16 protein-coding genes and 1 pseudogene are annotated in these 16,161 nt (G+C 63.7%); 6 read left to right on the top strand and 11 right to left on the bottom strand.

What is annotated here, in order from left to right; all coding sequences use genetic code 11:
• Positions 1–52 precede the first annotated feature (52 nt).
• Positions 53–1,285 (top strand): serine hydrolase domain-containing protein, encoded by a 1,233-nt coding sequence (locus tag ACQY80_RS07015; protein WP_428684996.1) that lies wholly within the window; start codon positions 53–55, stop codon positions 1,283–1,285.
• Positions 1,286–1,752: 467 nt separating this feature from the next.
• Positions 1,753–2,262 carry a DUF1993 family protein gene (locus ACQY80_RS07010; RefSeq protein WP_428684994.1) on the top strand — a complete coding sequence of 170 codons (510 nt, stop codon included), beginning with the start codon at positions 1,753–1,755 and terminating at the stop codon, positions 2,260–2,262.
• Between the two features lie 35 nt (positions 2,263–2,297).
• Here ACQY80_RS07010 and ACQY80_RS07005 read toward each other — a convergent pair whose 3' ends face one another.
• From ACQY80_RS07005 to ACQY80_RS06985, 5 genes and pseudogenes are all read right to left on the bottom strand, one after another.
• Positions 2,298–2,645 (bottom strand): response regulator, encoded by a 348-nt coding sequence (locus ACQY80_RS07005; protein WP_428684992.1) that lies wholly within the window; start codon positions 2,643–2,645, stop codon positions 2,298–2,300.
• Between the two features lie 76 nt (positions 2,646–2,721).
• Positions 2,722–3,963: a tryptophan synthase subunit beta gene (trpB, locus tag ACQY80_RS07000; protein WP_428684990.1), complete on the bottom strand. Its 1,242-nt coding sequence runs from the start codon at positions 3,961–3,963 to the stop codon at positions 2,722–2,724.
• 115 nt (positions 3,964–4,078) lie between these two features.
• Positions 4,079–4,678, bottom strand: coding sequence for a GTP cyclohydrolase I FolE (gene folE / locus ACQY80_RS06995; protein ID WP_428684988.1), 600 nt, complete (start codon positions 4,676–4,678; stop codon positions 4,079–4,081).
• A 337-nt stretch (positions 4,679–5,015) separates the two neighbouring features.
• Positions 5,016–5,716 (bottom strand): annotated as a pseudogene (locus ACQY80_RS06990) (TCP-1/cpn60 chaperonin family protein); the annotation flags it as partial.
• Between the two features lie 67 nt (positions 5,717–5,783).
• Positions 5,784–6,338, bottom strand: coding sequence for a fasciclin domain-containing protein (locus ACQY80_RS06985; RefSeq protein ID WP_428684986.1), 555 nt, complete (start codon positions 6,336–6,338; stop codon positions 5,784–5,786).
• A gap of 219 nt (positions 6,339–6,557) precedes the next feature.
• Between ACQY80_RS06985 and ACQY80_RS06980 the strand changes: the two genes are divergently transcribed.
• Positions 6,558–6,968 (top strand): nuclear transport factor 2 family protein, encoded by a 411-nt coding sequence (locus tag ACQY80_RS06980; RefSeq protein WP_428684984.1) that lies wholly within the window; start codon positions 6,558–6,560, stop codon positions 6,966–6,968.
• 9 nt (positions 6,969–6,977) lie between these two features.
• Positions 6,978–7,316, top strand: a complete 339-nt coding sequence (locus tag ACQY80_RS06975) for a putative quinol monooxygenase (protein ID WP_428684982.1) — start codon at positions 6,978–6,980, stop codon at positions 7,314–7,316.
• An 18-nt stretch (positions 7,317–7,334) separates the two neighbouring features.
• On the opposite strand, the gene ACQY80_RS06970 is transcribed toward ACQY80_RS06975, so the two are convergent.
• The 3 genes from ACQY80_RS06970 to ACQY80_RS06960 form a co-directional block, all read right to left on the bottom strand.
• Complete coding sequence (locus ACQY80_RS06970; protein WP_428684980.1) at positions 7,335–8,708, bottom strand: cryptochrome/photolyase family protein; 1,374 nt, start codon at positions 8,706–8,708, stop codon at positions 7,335–7,337.
• Between the two features lie 257 nt (positions 8,709–8,965).
• Positions 8,966–10,528 (bottom strand): phytoene desaturase, encoded by a 1,563-nt coding sequence (locus tag ACQY80_RS06965; protein ID WP_428684978.1) that lies wholly within the window; start codon positions 10,526–10,528, stop codon positions 8,966–8,968.
• The gene (locus tag ACQY80_RS06960) at positions 10,528–11,469 is read right to left on the bottom strand and encodes an NAD(P)/FAD-dependent oxidoreductase (protein WP_428684976.1); all 942 of its coding nucleotides are present in this window, start codon (positions 11,467–11,469) and stop codon (positions 10,528–10,530) included. The genes ACQY80_RS06965 and ACQY80_RS06960 overlap by 1 nt, the downstream gene beginning before the upstream one ends.
• Before the next feature lie 189 nt (positions 11,470–11,658).
• Between ACQY80_RS06960 and ACQY80_RS06955 the strand changes: the two genes are divergently transcribed.
• Both ACQY80_RS06955 and ACQY80_RS06950 read left to right on the top strand, forming a co-directional pair.
• Complete coding sequence (locus tag ACQY80_RS06955) at positions 11,659–12,246, top strand: PAS domain-containing protein (RefSeq protein ID WP_428685774.1); 588 nt, start codon at positions 11,659–11,661, stop codon at positions 12,244–12,246.
• Positions 12,247–12,345: 99 nt separating this feature from the next.
• Complete coding sequence (locus tag ACQY80_RS06950) at positions 12,346–13,071, top strand: SDR family NAD(P)-dependent oxidoreductase (protein ID WP_428684974.1); 726 nt, start codon at positions 12,346–12,348, stop codon at positions 13,069–13,071.
• A gap of 196 nt (positions 13,072–13,267) precedes the next feature.
• Here the strand turns inward: ACQY80_RS06950 and ACQY80_RS06945 are convergent, their stop codons facing one another.
• Genes ACQY80_RS06945 through ACQY80_RS06935 form a run of 3 tightly spaced genes read right to left on the bottom strand, consistent with a single transcriptional unit; the run spans position 13,268 to position 16,005 of the window.
• Complete coding sequence (locus ACQY80_RS06945; protein WP_428684972.1) at positions 13,268–14,065, bottom strand: hypothetical protein; 798 nt, start codon at positions 14,063–14,065, stop codon at positions 13,268–13,270.
• Positions 14,066–14,071: 6 nt separating this feature from the next.
• Positions 14,072–15,001, bottom strand: coding sequence for a DUF4189 domain-containing protein (locus tag ACQY80_RS06940; protein ID WP_428684970.1), 930 nt, complete (start codon positions 14,999–15,001; stop codon positions 14,072–14,074).
• Positions 14,998–16,005: a hypothetical protein gene (locus tag ACQY80_RS06935; protein WP_428684968.1), complete on the bottom strand. Its 1,008-nt coding sequence runs from the start codon at positions 16,003–16,005 to the stop codon at positions 14,998–15,000. The genes ACQY80_RS06940 and ACQY80_RS06935 overlap by 4 nt, the downstream gene beginning before the upstream one ends.
• Positions 16,006–16,161: the final 156 nt, after the last annotated feature.

The following is a 16,161-nucleotide window of genomic DNA, read 5'->3' as shown; positions in this document are numbered from 1 at the left end:
CCGTACAAGGCCCTCCGTTTCGACGACGTGCAACGAAGCTGGGAGAGAGAAAATGGCTGGAAAAGGACAATGGATTTGGCTTGCCGCCGGTGCGGCGATGGCGGGGGCTGCGGCCTTTGCGGCGCAGGGTGGGTTCGGAGGCGGCGACGGCGGCGAGGCGCGTCCGATGGTGCAGCTTCCGCCTGCTGCGGTAGTCGAGAAAGCGACGACCGCGGCAGCATCGGCACCCGCTGCCGTCAGCCTGTCAACCACCGTTGGCGGCTACACCTATGACTGGACAGCGTTGCAGGCGGCGATCGACGCCGACACCGAGGTCGATGACGGCTATTTCATCGTCGGTAGTGCTTCGGATCCCGACTATCTCTTCGCCTATGAGAAGGGCAGCTTCGGCATCGATCGGGTGACCCCGCTCGCGTCCGCCTCCAAATGGTTCGCCGGCGCGCTTGGCATGCGCATGGTGCAGGCCGGTATCGCGACGCTGGATGATCCGATGCGGCCGCCGCTCGCCTTCTGGACCACGAGTGGGACAAAAAAGGATGTCAAACTGAAGCACACGCTGTCGATGACGTCGGGTTTCAACGCGAGTCCACTCGTCGGCGGCTGCCAGCTCCTTCCGGCTTATGGGCTCTATAATTGCGCCAAGAGCATCCACGACTTGCGCTATGACAGTTTACGCCCAGGAAATGCCCCTGGCGCGCAATATAGCTATGGTCCGCATGGCATCCAGGTTGCCGCGGCCTATCTCGAGGCAAAGGATACGAGCATCGCGCCCGGTACATCGCCGTCACGCCAGCGCAATTTCCACGAATTGTTCGCGCAGCATGTAACGACCCCGCTCGGGATGACGAGCACGACCTGGTACGATCCGTCGGGTAGCGTTCCCACCAACCCGTGGGTTGCCGGAGGCGCCTATTCGACGCCGCGCGACTATGCGAAACTTTTGCGCGCCTTCCTTGGCGGGACCTTCATTACCGACATGACGGGCTTCACCCAGCAGCGCACTGCGGGCCTGCCGCGCGTTTTCGTTCCGGCAAGCGCCGCGAACTGGGAATATGCGCTCGGCTCCTTCGTCGAATGCGATACGCCGTCGGCGTGCGCGACGTCGAAGATCAATTCCTCACCGGGTGCCTACGGCTGGACCGGCTGGATCGATCGCGAGACCGGCTATTACGCTTTGATCGCAACCGAAATCTCGTCCGGCGGCGACCGCAAGGGCGTTGAGCTGGAGCAGGTCATGCAGGACCTGATCGAGGACGCGATCGCGAGCCGCACTCCAGCGCCCTGACGACTCCCTTCAGGCGCGCACCTTCGGCACGGCGGCACCGCCGCCGTGCCGATTTTCTTCCAGCTTCGGTGAATCGCGATAGCGGCGCGCGATTTTCCGGGGAGCAGGATGCAAAATGCCTTCGCCGACAAGCAAGAACGAACCTCGGCGCGTTCAAGGCGGCGAAAGTTGCGTACGGCAATCGCCGCTTCCGTCGTCCTCGCACAGCCCTGGCGAATGTCAGCTGTTTTGGATTGACGCCCGGAAGCTGCCGGTCCGAAACCGGCCACATCTGGTTCTCTCTTAGCAGCCAGCCGACCTTTGCCTCGACGTTGCAGTGACTGCAGGCCGGATCGTGCAGAGGAGGTGCGACGGCACCGCGAGCAGGTTGGGTCTTGACCGCGAACTCTCGAAGCCCGGGAATTGACCGCCGCTGATCACCGTTGCAGGAACGACCACCTTGAATGAAATGACCAAAGAGGGCCGCGATGTTTTACGCTCGTTCCGCGCGAATAACCTTCGAAAACCTGCTCGAAACGCTCGACCACCTCGTCGGCAAGGCGATCGACGCGGGGTTGCCCGACGATGTGCTCGAGGCAAAGCTAATCGAGGACATGTTCCCGCTCGAATTGCAGTTCCGCGTCGCGCTCAATCAGGTTCTGCTCGCTCTCAATCAGGTCGGGGAAAAGGTCGTTCCGCTCGAAGAGGTGGCGTACCGATCGCTCGCCGAAGTCCGCCAGCGAATTGCTGCGGTTCGTTCGCTTCTTGACGCAGCCCACACGGCGGCATGGGCCGACGCGGACGCGCGTGTCGACCTGACACTGCCGAATGGCGTCCGCTTCCTGATGTCGTCTGAGGAGGATATTCGCGACTGGATCGTGCCGAATTTCTATTTTCATGTGACTATGGCTTACGCGCTGTTGCGCAACGCAGGTCTTGCGATCGGCAAGATGGATTTCATGCCCCACATGGCCCGTTACAAGGTGGCGCCCGAATAAGGAGCGTCGAGCGGGCTCCGGCCTGCGACCGCGCGCTACCCTGTTATAGTGGCGATTGCCCGTTCGAGCTCGGCAATCCTGAAAGGTTTGCGAAGAACTGGTCGGCCATTAAATTCGGCAGCTAAGATCGTCGCATCGCCGCTTGTCACTATAAACGCCTTCCCGGCATCGCTCAACGCGGCAGCTACCGGCTCGCTCGTTTTGCCATCGGCAAGATGAACATCGAATATGGCGAGGTCGAAATCTCGCTTTGCGACGAGATCCAGTGCCTCCGCGACGGTCGCTGCGGTTGCCACGATCTTGTGTCCAAACACGTCGAGATACCCCTCGAGCATCATCGCAACCAGCGGATCGTCTTCTACAAGAAACACCCTTATCGTCATCCGTCCTTCATAGATCCGAAATCTGTAGCGCCAGTGTCTTCGATCACACGTCCCGTGCCCCTACCTTTGGTAGCGCTCAAAGTTCCACGCCGAGATGCTCGGCCACGGAGAATATGTCCTTGTCCCCGCGTCCGCACATATTGATGATGATGCTGCTGTCTTTCGGCATCGTCGGCGCGATCCTGGCAACGGCGGCGACGGCGTGACTGGGCTCAAGCGCCGGGATGATACCCTCTGTGCGGCAAAGAAGCTGAAAGGCATCGAGCGCTTCGGCATCGGTGGCGGAGGTATAGTCCACCCGCCCGATGTCCTTGAGCCATGCGTGCTCGGGGCCGATGCCCGGATAATCGAGACCCGCGCTGATCGAATGGCCTTCGACGATCTGCCCGTCGTCATCCTGCAGCAGATAGGTCTTGTTGCCGTGAAGAATGCCGGGACGCCCGCCGGCCAGTGACGCGGCATGCGCCTTGTCGAGGCCATGGCCGGCCGCCTCGACGCCAAGCATCTTCACTGTGGGGTCATCGAGGAACGGGTGGAAAAGACCGATCGCATTCGATCCGCCGCCGATCGCGGCGGCCAGGAGATCGGGCAGGCGGCCGGTACGGTCGAGCATCTGGGCCCGCGCTTCCCTGCCGATCACGCTCTGGAAATCGCGCACAAGCTCCGGATAGGGGTGGGGACCGGCTGCGGTGCCGATGATGTAGAAGGTGTCCTCGACATGGGCGACCCAGTCGCGCAGGGCCTCGTTCATCGCGTCCTTCAGCGTCGCGGCTCCGGCGGTGACCGGTACCACCTCGGCGCCGAGCAGCTTCATGCGGAAGACATTGGGCGCTTGCCGCGCGATATCGGCGGCGCCCATATAGACGACGCAGGGCAGGCCAAAGCGCGCGCAGACCGTGGCCGTCGCTACCCCATGCTGGCCCGCGCCCGTTTCCGCGATGATGCGGGTCTTGCCCATCCGGATAGCCAGCAGGATCTGGCCGACGCAATTGTTGATCTTGTGGGCGCCGGTGTGATTGAGTTCGTCGCGCTTGAACCAGATCTGCGCGCCGCCAAGCGCAGACGTCAGGCGCGGCGCGAAATAGAGCGGGCTGGGACGGCCGACATAATGTTCGAGCAGATCGTCGAACTCGGCCTGGAAAGCCGGGTCCCGTTTTGCCGCTCGATATTCGCGCTCCAGATCGAGGATGAGCGGCATGAGCGTTTCGGGGACGAAGCGGCCACCGAACCGTCCGAAATGACCCCGCTCGTCGGGCTGCCTGCGCAAGCTGTTCGGAAGATGGCCAAAAACCTCGGATGGTTGCGGAGCCCGCGTCATGTCGCTCCACTACCGCCAGGAGTCCGGCGCAAGACGGCGCCGCACGGAATTCCGGTGCGCGCCTCACGCCGGCGGGTCAGGCTTGCAAGATCGCTCCTGATCATCGACCCGCGCATCAATAGCCCATTAGCGCGAGCACTTCCTTGCGGCTCCGCTGGTCGTCGAGGAAGCAGCCGAGGAGCCGGCTCGTGACCATGCCCACGCCGGGCGTGCGCACGCCGCGCCCGGTCATGCAGCCATGCTGGGCGTCGATCACCACGGCGACGCCGTGCGGCCGGAGATGGTCCCAGATACATTGGGCGACCTCGGCGGTCAGGCGCTCCTGCACCTGCAGCCGACGTGCATAGCCGTTCAGTACGCGCGAGAGCTTGGAGATGCCGACGACGCGGTCGCGGGGGAGGTAGGCGATCGACGCCTTTCCGGTGATCGGCGCCATATGATGCTCGCAATGCGACTGAAACGGGATGTCACGCAGCAAGACGAGCTCATCGTAACCGCCGACCTCTTCGAAGGTGCGCGACAGGTGTACCGCTGGATCCTCGTCATAACCCTGGCAATAATCCCTCCAGGCACGCGCGACGCGCTGCGGTGTGTCGAGCAGGCCTTCGCGCCGAGGATCCTCGCCTACCCAGCGCAGCAGCGTCTCGACCGACGCGAGAACCTCGGGGGGTATCTCGCCATCCCGGGTACCACTCGCAGGGGGCACGTAAAGCATGATCCTGGCCTCCTGACGGCGAAGGGTTGGCGGTCCGGAGGGGAGGAGAGGGAGGTGGACCGCCGCATCGCCGCATGCCCGAGCGTAGCATGGCGTCGCAACATGTCCCTTGGGGCAGATCGTCGGCTGGAAACACGTTTCGTCCACGGATCTGGGGTGAGCCCCGGAACGCGGAAATGCCCTCCGCTCGCTTGACGAGGCGTCGCGCGGTGGCTGGGGAAATAATAAGGTGTGGGAATGCGGAGGGGCGGTGGCCCGCCGCCTCCCGGCCTGTCAGAAGTCCATCGTCGGCATCTGCGCGGTTAGGCAGCTCGGCGACGAGCGCCTCGGTGGTGATCAGCAGCGAGGCGACCGAGGCGGCGTCCTGCAGCGCGGTGCGTACGACCTTCGCAGGGTCGATCACGACCTTCTTCGCGCGCTCGAGCATGTTGATCGTGACGCTCTCGAGCTTGATGACGAGTTCCTCGCTGACGACATTGCCGCCGGTGAGTACCGCGATATCCTCGAGCATCGCCTTGCGGCGGTCGCCGCAGCCCGGCGCCTTGACGGCGGCGACCTTGAGCCCGCCGCGCAGGCGATTGACGACGAGGGTTGCGAGCGCGTCACCCTCGACATCCTCGGCGATGATGAGCAAAGGTCGGCCCAACTGGACGACGCTCTCGAGGAGCGGCAGCATCGCCTGCAGGTTCGAGAGCTTCTTCTCGTGGATGAGGATGTACGGGTCGTCGAGCTCGACCTTCAGCTTTTCGGCATTGGTAATGAAATAGGGCGAGAAGTAGCCGCGATCGAACTGCATGCCCTCGACCGTCCGAGTCCGGTCGCGAGGCTCTTCGCTTCCTCGACGGTGATCACGCCCTCGTTGCCGACCTTCTCCATCGCCTCGGCGAGGATCCGGCCGACCTCTTCGTCGCCGTTCGCCGAGATGGTGGCAACCTGTGCGATCTCGCTGTTCGCCTCGACCGACTTCGCACGCGCCTTGAGGTCTTCGACCACTTTGGTCACGGCGAGATCGATGCCGCGCTTGACGCTTTCCGGATGGCTTTGAGGGCTTTTGATTGTCGGGGCCGCGCTGCGCCAACAAGCGTCTCGCGGCCCCGATAACTCGTCAGGCGGGAAGCAGCACGCCGTCGATAACGTGGATCACGCCGTTCGACTGAACAACGTCGGCGGGGCCGATCTTCGCCGTGCCGCCCTTGGCGTCGCTCACATACCAGCTGCCATCCTTTTCCCAGACGGTGAGCTTGGCGCCCTGCACAGTGGTGAGCACGGCCTTGCCGCCATTGGCCTTGGCCTGCGCCGCAATATCGGTTGCGGTCAGGCGGCCCGGCACGACATGGTAGGTCAATATGCCCGTCAGCATCGCCTTGTTCTCGGGCTTGAGCAGCGTGTCGACGGTGCCGGCGGGAAGCTTGGCAAAAGCGGCGTTGGTCGGTGCAAAAACCGTGAACGGTCCGGCTCCCGAAAGTGTCTCGGCAAGGCCGGCGGCCTTGACCGCCGCGACCAGCGTAGTGTGATCTTTCGAATTGGCGGCATTTTCGACGATGGTCTTGGTCTCATACATGGCGGCGCCGCCGACCATCGGGTTCTTGGCGGCGGCAATGCCGCCAGCGAGCGCGAACGCCGCGGCGGCGAGCGAGAGAGAGATACGGGAAATAGCCATTGGTCATTCCTCTTCGAATGTTCGTCCCGGGGGGATAGGACAGGTATGAAATTAGGCGCGCCGCCCCGCCGGGGCGACCTGTCCTTTGGGGCGGGTTCTCCGGTCCGGACGCGATGACCCTTCGCCGCTAGCGATATCGGCAGTTCTCCCTCCGAGCGGCTACAGGCAAACCGGCGGTAGGCTGGACCATCGACGCAGCCGGGCGAGAAGGGGGCTTCCATGCCGTTTGAGGGATCGTTCGAAGACCGGCTGGCGCTTCGCGACCTGCTCGACGCCTATGCCGATGCGGTCAACCGTGCCGACAGCGCGGCCTGGGCGGCGACTTGGGACGAGGGCGGCCTATGGTCGCTTCCCGGTTTCGGGATATTCGAGGGCAAGGCAAAGATTGTCGACACCTGGCGCGCAGCGATGCGCGCCTTTCCTGACATCGTCTTTCGCGCCTGGCCCGGATCGATCGAGGTCCGTGGCGAAACCGCAGCCATGCGGTCCTACACCGAGGAAATCTTCCTGCGCGACGGCGCCCTTCATCGGACCCTCGGAATCTATGACGACGTCTGCCGCCGGATCGACGGCCGGTGGCTGTTTACAGAGCGGCGGTTTCAGCCATTGCCACAGCTTTCAAAAAAGTGAGGAGCGCCCATGAAGATCCTGATCCAAGCGGTCATCGACGTCGATCCCGAGACGCGAGGGGAGGCGCTGGCGGGTGCGCGCGGCTGGATCGAAGGCGCGCTTGAGCAGCCCGGCTGTCTCGCTTACGACTGGACCCTCGATCCGCATGTGGCGACGCGCATCCACGTGTTTGAGGAATGGGACGGCGAAGCCGCGCTCGCAGCGCATCTGGCCGGGCCGCAGTACAGGGGAATGCTGGGGCATATCGGCGCATTTGGTGTGCGGGCGTCATCGAGCCGAAAATTCGCCGTGTCACGCGAAGGACCCGTTTACAGCGCGCACGGGGTGGCAAGTGCCGCCTTTGACTAGCTTCGTGGCCCTCGCTCGCTAGCCGCGCAGCGCTTCCCAGGCTGTGAGGGCGCGCGTCCGCGCCGCCTCATGACCCATAAGCGGTTCCGGATAGGCGGGCACCCCGGCATCCTGTCCATGGGCGGCGTTGATCTCGGTGTCCGACAGATGAGCAAGCTCTGGAACATAAGTGCGGACATAATCGCCCATCGCGAACCGCTCGCTCTGGAGCAGCGGCGACATGATGCGCGAGAAGACCGGCGCGTCGACGCCGGTGCCTGCGACATATTGCCAGTTCATCGCATTTGACCCGAGATCGGCGTCGAGAAGCGTATCCCAGAACCAGCGTTCACCACGACGCCAGTCGATCAGCAAATGTTTGACAAGGAAGGAGGCCGTGACCATCCGCACGCGGTTGTGCATCCAGCCGGTGTGCCAGAGCTCGCGCATACCCGCGTCGACCACCGGGTAACCGGTCCGGCCCCGGGTCCAGGCGGCGAGGTCCCGGTCGGCTTCGGGGCCGCTCCGCCAGCCGAAATTATCGAAGGTGGGGCGACCGTTCCGATCGCCATAATCGGGCATCTGGTCGACGAGATTGATGCCATGTTCGCGCCAGCCAAGCTCCGAACGAAAGGTCTCGGCGCCAGCGTCGTCGCGCTCGCCGAGCGCATGCCAGATCGACCGCGGGCTGATCTCGCCGAAATGAAGATGCGGCGACAGCCGCGACGTCGCAGGGACCGAGGGAAAATCGCGGCGGGCCTTATAGTCGCCTGCAATCGGCAGCCAGTCGCGCAGCGCCCGCCAGGCACCCTTCTCGCCGGGGCGCCAGTCGCCGAATCCTTTGGCCCAGTCGGGGCTGGTCGGGGTCAGACCCCAATCGGCAAGATTGTCCGACGCCGGCCAGACGTCAGGCGCCGGAATATGATCGGGCGCCGCATAGGGAAGGGCGGGCGGCATGCGCCCCAGGAGCGCGCGATACCATGGTGTGAAGACCCGGTAGCGTGAGCCTTGCGCATTGGTGATGCTCTCGGGCGGCGCAAGATAATTGCCGTCGTGGAGCCGCAGCTCAAGCCTGGCGTCCAGCATCTTCTCGCAGCTCCGCCACCAAGGCTCGTAACAGCGGGTCGCGTGAACCGTAGCGCTTCCCACTTCCGCCGTGACGCGTTCGACTATTTCGGCGGCAGGGCCGCGGCGCAGGACGAGGCGGCTGCCGCGTTTGCCGAGGCTCGCATCGAGTGCGGTGAGACTGTGATGGAGCCACCAGCGCTGCGCGCCGCCGATCGCTCGCGTTTTGGGACTCTCGTCGTCCAAAATATAGAGCGGAATGACCGGACCTTCGGTGATCGCAGCGAGAAGCGCCGGATGGTCGGTGGTTCGCAGGTCCTGACGGAACCACAAGATGGCGGGTGGCATGGCGGCGATTCCCTTTTTGGCGGGCTGTGGTGCGGGCGATCGCGGGGTTCTTCATCTGGCAGGCTCCGATCTCCGCAAAAGATGACCTTTCGGGAGGTCCAAGCGATGAAGAGCCGCTTTGCGAGCGTGAGTAAGGGGAAGGTTGGGCGGTGCGACATCGCGTCGCACCGCCCGGCGATGAGCAATCACCGCCCCCCGCCGCGGCCAGACTGGGTCGCAAGGCGCTGGCCGCCGGCAGAACTGGAATGTCGATGCGATCATCTGGACATGGCATTTCCTGCCGCGTCATCACGCCCGGAGAATTGTCGGTCCGGCGCCCCCGGGGCGCGGGGTGCCGTAGTTCTGATGCCGAAGTCGCCAAGAATGAGGCGCGCCGTTGCCTTCGCGCTCGCGACGACACCCGGGATGCCCGCGCCGGGATGGGTGCCCGCGCCGGTAAAATAGAGGTTCTCGATGCGCGCGTCGCGGTTGTGCCCCCGAAAATAGGCGCTCTGCAGCAGCGTTGGCGTCAGGCTGAAGGCGCTGCCGAGATGCGCGGCGAGATCCTGTTCGAAGTCCGGCGGCGCATATTGGACTTGCGTGACGATCCGCGCGCCAAGGTCCGGGATCAGGCGCCGCTCGATCTCGGCGATGATGCGCTTCGTCAGTTTCGGTCCTTCAACCTCCCAGTCGAACGGCGCGTGGCCCCGATGGGGAACCGGCGCAAGCGCGTAGAAGCTGCTGTGGCCCGCCGGCGCAACGCCCGGATCACTTGCGCTCGGGTGATGAAGGTAGAGTGAGAAATCCTCGGCGAGCGTCCCGTTCCGATAGATGTCGTCGAGAAGGCCGCGATAGCGCGGACCGAACAGGATCATATGATGGGGTATCTCGGAGAAGGTGCCGCGAACCCCCAGATGGAGGACGAAGAGGCTCGGCGACCAGCTCTTGCGCGCAAGGCGCTTGGCTTCGCGCTTGCCTCGCGGATGTGCGAGCAGGTCGCGGTAGCTGTGCATGAGATCGGCGTTCGAGGCGACAAGATCGGCGCGTGCGGTAACCCCGCTCCGCGTTACAATGCCCGTCACCCGGTCGCCTTCGGTTTCGATGCGGGCGACCGGATCGCCGAGCCTCAGCGTGCCGCCGAGGCGCTCGAACAGCGCGGCCATGCCGGAGACGAGCCGATTGGTGCCGCCGCGTGCATACCAGACGCCGCCATCCTGCTCGAGTTTGTGGATGAGGGCATAGATGCTGCTCGTCGCCATCGGGTTGCCGCCAACAAGCAAGGTGTGGAAGGATAGCGCCTCCCGGAGCTTCTCGCTCCCCACATAACTCGCGACGGTTTTATAGACCGAGCGCCAGGCACGGTGCCGCAGGAGCGCGGGCGCCGCCTTCAGCATCGAACGAAAATCGAGGAACGGCACCGCGCCGAGCTTCACATAGCCTTCCTCATAAACCGACGCGGAATAGCTAAGAAACCGCTCATATCCCGCCACATCGGCGGGATCGAGCGCGGCGATCTGACGGGCGAGCGCCTGCTTGTCATTGCCATAATCGAAGGTCGATCCATCGGGCCAGCTCAGCCGGTAAAAGGGCGAGACCGGAACGAGGTCGACATCGCGACCGAGCCGCTGACCGCTGAGCTCCCAGAGCTCGGCAAGGCAGGCCGGGTCGGTGATCACCGTCGGTCCGGCATCGAAGGTGAAACCGTCCTTTTCGAAGACATAGGCGCGGCCGCCCGGCCGGTCGCGCGCTTCGAGGAGCAGCGTATCAAGACCAGCCGACTGGAGACGGATGGCGAGCGCGAGGCCGCCGATGCCGGCTCCGATAACGATCGCGCGGGTCATCACGGCGCCTCGGCCGCAATCGCCGCGCCGAGAACATGGCCCGACAGCCACGCATATTCGACAAAGCCGTGATAGAGCCAGTCGCCGCAAGCACCCAGGCCGATGGCAGGGTTCCAGAGGAGCTTCAGATCCTGTCCCGAGGGCTGAGAGAATAGCCAGCGATGGGCGACGATATGGCTCGGGGCGGGCAAGTCGCGGCCCGCAGCCTTGCCAAGCTCGGCGAGAAGCGCTGGCGCCACGCTCGCGCTGTCGGAGGCGAGGTGCGCTTGCGACCAGGTCCAGTCGGCCTGCACGACCCACCGCTCGCCCGGCGCGCGCCCGGGCTTCGCGCTGTCGCGCGCGGCCGTCACGATGGCCCCCGCGCCGCGGATGAAATCGGGGAGCTCATCGATCCGCTCCTCAAACGCGAACATCGCGGTCCAGCATGGATTATAGCGCACCGCCATGGCCGCGCGCGCCATCTCGAAATCATGGAGCGACAGAAGCGGAGCCGCTTGCTCGGCCGGAATGGCGATCACCGCCGCATCATATTTGCCGAGCCGTTTGGCCTCGCTGTGGAGCGTCCAGCCGGCGCGGGATTTGGTGAGGGCCGTCACCGGTCGCGAGAGGCGGACATCGAGATCGTCCGCGAGGGATTTCAGCGGTGCGGTCATTGTCGGCGTGCCGACCCAGCTGTCCGCGCCCGCGGCCGGCCAACGCGCCGCGAGGCCTGCCTTCTCCCACCCAGCTAGGAGCTTGGTAAAGCCTTCCGAGCGCGCCGTGAAATGCGTTGCGCCATGATCGAATGCGACCTCGGCGCTGCACGGATCGGCCCGGCGGGTCGCAAGGCGGCCGCCGACGCCGCGGGATTTGTCGAAAAGCGTGGCGTTCAGACCGGCGTCGCGTAGCCGCCGCGCGCAGGCAAGTCCCGCAATACCCGCCCCCACGATCGCGACCCGCATCAGCCTGTCGTCCCGAAGGTGTGCGCGTGGCGTCGTCTGGCCCGCAAGGACTTCACTGCCGTCAATATTCGAGGCGTCATGCGCATTTTTTCCGGCTCGTCGCAATTGTCATCGACGCGGGCTTGCATGAGCGGGGACAAGTGTCGCAACATGTCCCTTGGGACATCCCAGGGAGAGCAGGCAGAAAATATGTCATTGAAGACAATGATCGCGGCCAGCCCGATCGCCGCGGTGATCAGCGACCCGCGCCTGCCTGACAATCCGATCGTCGAGTGCAATGCTGCCTTCTCGGCACTCACCGGCTATGGGCCGGACGAAATCCTTGGACGCAATTGCCGCTTTCTTGCTGGCCCGGCCACCGAACCCGAACTGACCGAGACCTTGCGGGCGGCCATCCGTGAGCAAAGGCCGGCGCTCGTCGAAATCCTCAACTACCGGAAGGACGGAACGCCATTTCGGAATGCCGTGCTGGTGGCCCCCATATTCGGCCCCGGCGGGACCCTTGAATATTTTCTCGGCTCGCAAATCGAGATCGACGACGCAGGCGATGCCGTTGGGGGACGGAGCATCCGAGCGCGCGCTCAGATCGAGGCGCTTTCCCCGCGGCAGCGCGAGGTGCTGAAGCTGATGGCGAGCGGACAGCTCAACAAGCAGATTGCCTTCACGCTGTCGCTATCGGAGCGGACGATCAAGATGCACCGCGCTGCTCTGCTGCGCGCGCTCGGCGTCGAGACCACGGCCGATGCGATCCGGCTCGCGGTCGAGGCCGGTTTCTAACCACCGCTCCACCTTCCCTTTGAGGCATATGGGATATCGCGCTGCCGCCGATTAGAGCGTCTGGATGCCGGACCGACGTCAGGCCGGCAGGAGCAGCATGTGAGCGTCAAGCGCGCCTTGGTGATCGGAAGCGGCGGCGGCATCGGCGCCGCGCTTGTCGAGCAACTTGTCTTATCGGGTCGATTTGACCGCATCTACGCGGGCAGCAGACGGCCTCAGGCTTCGCACCATCCCAATGTGACAACGCTGACGATGGATGTACTTAACGACGACACGCTTGCCGAGGCGGGTCGTCAAATCGCCATGGATGGCGCTCTCGACCTCTTGATCGTGGCGACGGGGCTCCTGCATCGCGGAACGGATATCCGTCCTGAAAAGAGCCTCCGGCAGCTCGACGCCACGGTGATGGCCGAGGTCTTTGCGGTCAACAGTATCGGGCCCGCGCTTGTCGCAAAGCATTTTCTTCCTCTGCTTGCCCGGAGGCAACGGGCGGTCGCCATATTTCTTTCGGCGCGCGTCAGCTCGATCGCGGACAACAGGCTTGGGGGATGGCACAGCTACCGCGCCTCCAAGGCGGCGCTCAATGCCTTGGTTCGATGTTTCGCGATAGAGCTTGGCCGCAGCAATCCCGAAGCAATCGTCGCGGCACTGCACCCCGGGACTGTCGACACGCCGCTCTCGGAGCCGTTTCAGGCGCGAGTAGCTGAATCATCGCTCTTTAGTGCGGACAAAAGCGCGATGCACATTCTGGCCGTCTTTGACCAGCTGTCGTCGACGGATAGCGGCGGGTTCTACGGCTGGGATGGAAGGCCTATCCCGTATTGACGAGCCAGCAAGGCGCTTCGAGAGTCTCCGCCTCTTTGCCTGTCCGCTTTAAGGCGAACATTTTCCCAGAAACAGACCGACGGCAATCGGCCAAACCACGATCAATCAACCGGGTCAGCTTGAGTAAGGTGTTGTGTCATCTAAAGGGGAAGTCGGTGCGGCCTCTGAATTGATCGCGGCCATATAACTAAACACCTTAGTCGGTGTGGAAGGCAGGAGGGTGGTCGCCGGTTTGCCCGGTTTGCGCGGACTGATCTCCCGCCGCTTCGTCGGCATCCATTGGCTGATAGCTTTCGAGCGTATAGCCTTGGGAGGTATTTATGGTGAGCGTTCGCCCCCGGCATTCATAGTCATGTTCCTCCCAGCTGGCCCGATATTCGATTTGCTTTAGGTCTTGGCGGGGCCGTCCATTCGAATACCAGATCCGCGCACCATAGCGCGCCCTGACCGCGCCGGATCGCTCGATGCCATTGGTCTTGGGTTCGACCGTCACGGCACGGCGATTGCCTTCGGGGTCGCGGGTGAGCGGAGCTTCACTCTTGCTGTCCTGTGCGGCACGGTTCTCGAGAAAGACGAGGCAAGCACCGAAGCTCTCCATTTTCTGCTGCTGTTCGGGCGAGGCGATGGAGCCGCTCGCCGCAGCTATTGAAGCGCTGCAGAGAAGCGCGGCAGCGAAGCCTCCGGCCAGGACATGGCGGTTGGGCATTTCATTTCTCCTCATCGGGCCGGTTCGATCATGATCGCCGGCGGATCGTGCATTTTCGAATTTCCGATTAGTACGCAATGCAAAGCCGAAGGAGAGGGCACGTTCGGATGAGGCCGCCTTGCTCAGGGCGCACACCTCGCCCCGAGCGGTCGATCCATCATGCGGTACGTCCGCCGTTCCGCCATTGCCGGTGCCGGCATAGAAAATCCGGCCAGAGGCCCCAGATTGAAGAGCATCGAAACAACCCTGCCGTTTCCGTCTTCGTTGCGAAGCCGTGCGCTGGATCATCCGGCATTACGTTCGCGTCTTGGCGTTGGCGAAATCATGCACGAACAGGCCCGGCTTGCGGCTGTCGAACTGCGTCTGGAGTTCGCACGCCGTGCTCTTCTGCTTCTTGCAGTTCGCCTGCGCGGCCTCTTTCGCGCGCTTGGCCGTGGTTTCGACGGTCGCGCTGTCATCGCTTCCATTCATCCGGTAGGCTTGGATAAAGCCGTTGCCGGTCAGCGCATTGCTTTCGCACGGACGCGATGTCGCGTCGCTGCACGCCTTGATCGCCGCCGCGATCGCTGCATCGGCGTTGCGGAGTCCGCTCGCGACATAGAGTTTGGCGTTATATCCATCGTCGGCGCCGCCGACAACCCACGCCGACGCGGCAAAATATTTGCGTACCGATGCTCCGGGGAAGCGCCGATTGGTGCTGGCGCGGATGGTCGCAAAAAGCTCGCAAGGCAGCAGCTGTTTGGCCGAACATTCCGTCATCACGCGGTCGCGTTCTGCGCCGCCTTCGCCGGCCCAGCCTTTGTAGAAATATCCGTTCCGGTCACGGATGATCGCGATCGACGAATTCCACCATGTGCCGGCCGATGTACAACCACCGCCCATCACCTTGTTGCATGCGTCGAGCGCGCCTTGTTCGGCGACATTATTGGCGCCGGTATAATTGCCGTCGACCCAGACATCGGCGGCGTCGACGTGCCAGGCGATGGCCGCATGATGTTCGCTAGGCGCCGAGGGCTGGGCAGGCGCTCCACCGCTGTCATCGCGTGCGCACAGCGGGGTAGGGGCGACGCCGGGGCCACCGGGAGCCATCCCGACCAGCCGTTCGCCGGGGCCGGGACCGTTGCAAGGATAATGCTGCGCCTGCGCCGATGCCGGCCAAAGGCACCAAGCCAGCGCGATCAGGAGCATGTGCCCCATCCGGCGCAGATCGAAGCGACGTATCATTTTGGACCCCAAAGGAGCTGACACCGGTCGCCCTCGGTGAAATAGTCTTCGAGAATGCCGTTGCGGAAACCGAACGTCAGATCGCAGTGAAACTGGTTTTCGCGCTTTTCATAATAGGCCGTTTTTCCGACCTGTCCGACCTGCGCGTCATAGGTTTCGCTGTGGGTCCGGCGATAGACCAGCGCACGCAATGCGCCGCGGTCGCTGCTGCTTGCCGGAGGGCCAAATGCCGAAGTCACCTCCGCCTCGCTTTTGCCGATCCATTCTTCCAGGGCGGGTGCAACTTCCTTCTCGCGCTTCATCCGGTCCTTGCGGCTCTTTTGCGAGGCTGCGATCGCATCGGCGTCGCGCTGGCTCTGCTCGGCGATCGCGCCCGCCTGCGCGACGAGCGCCTGCTTTTCCTTCATGATCTTTTCGACCTGGGCGTTCTGATCGGCGATCGAGACATTGCTGCTGTAGCCGGGCCGCTTTCCGTCGGTCCATAATTTCTCCCACGCGACATCTACCACCTTGGGCAGGCTGATCGGGCCGAGGTAGATGAAGTTCCGGGGATCATTGTTGGCTTCGCGTTCACTGGCGCGCTGGGCACCCTTTTTCGGGCCCTTGTCGCAAGCGAAGGTGACGATCTGATGTTCGGTGACATTCGCCGGGGCATGGTCGGCAACGTTAGGTCCGCGGCGTAGCGCGCCGTCGCGCGGGCTGATCTGGACAAGATCGATTCGCACCGTCTTTTTTGTGCAGTCGACATGATAGTTGGCGGTTGACCAGTCGGGCTGCGAGGGGGCCTCGTAGATCGTCGCGGCCTCGACCTTGAAGCTGGTGTCGCTGTTGAACTCGGGGCTGATATAATCCTCGTCGATCACCGTGAAGGTCCGGTTCGGCCGGTCGCCGCCGGTATAGACGAGCCACTGGTTGGCGTGCGCGGGCACGGCGATGCCATACAGGATAGCCGCCGCGGCCAGTCCGGATCTTTTCAGGGAAATCGCATGGAGAGAGGATGGCATGTCGTCTCGTTTCTGGCGGGGAGAGGGGGCTAGTGCCGGAATGGACGTATGTTTCGGCTAAAGGGGCGTGTCGAAAGGAAATTTCGGCGATCCGCTCGGTTCGGCCCTTCAGTGGCGCGAAAAATCTGCGAACGGCTAGGAATCGCCGTGAACGGC

Origin of the sequence: Sphingopyxis sp., from assembly GCF_965279755.1 — a bacterium.
Lineage (GTDB): Bacteria > Pseudomonadota > Alphaproteobacteria > Sphingomonadales > Sphingomonadaceae > Sphingopyxis.
Note: the sequence above shows the minus strand (reverse complement) of the source record. Positions and strands in the feature narration are given on the sequence as shown.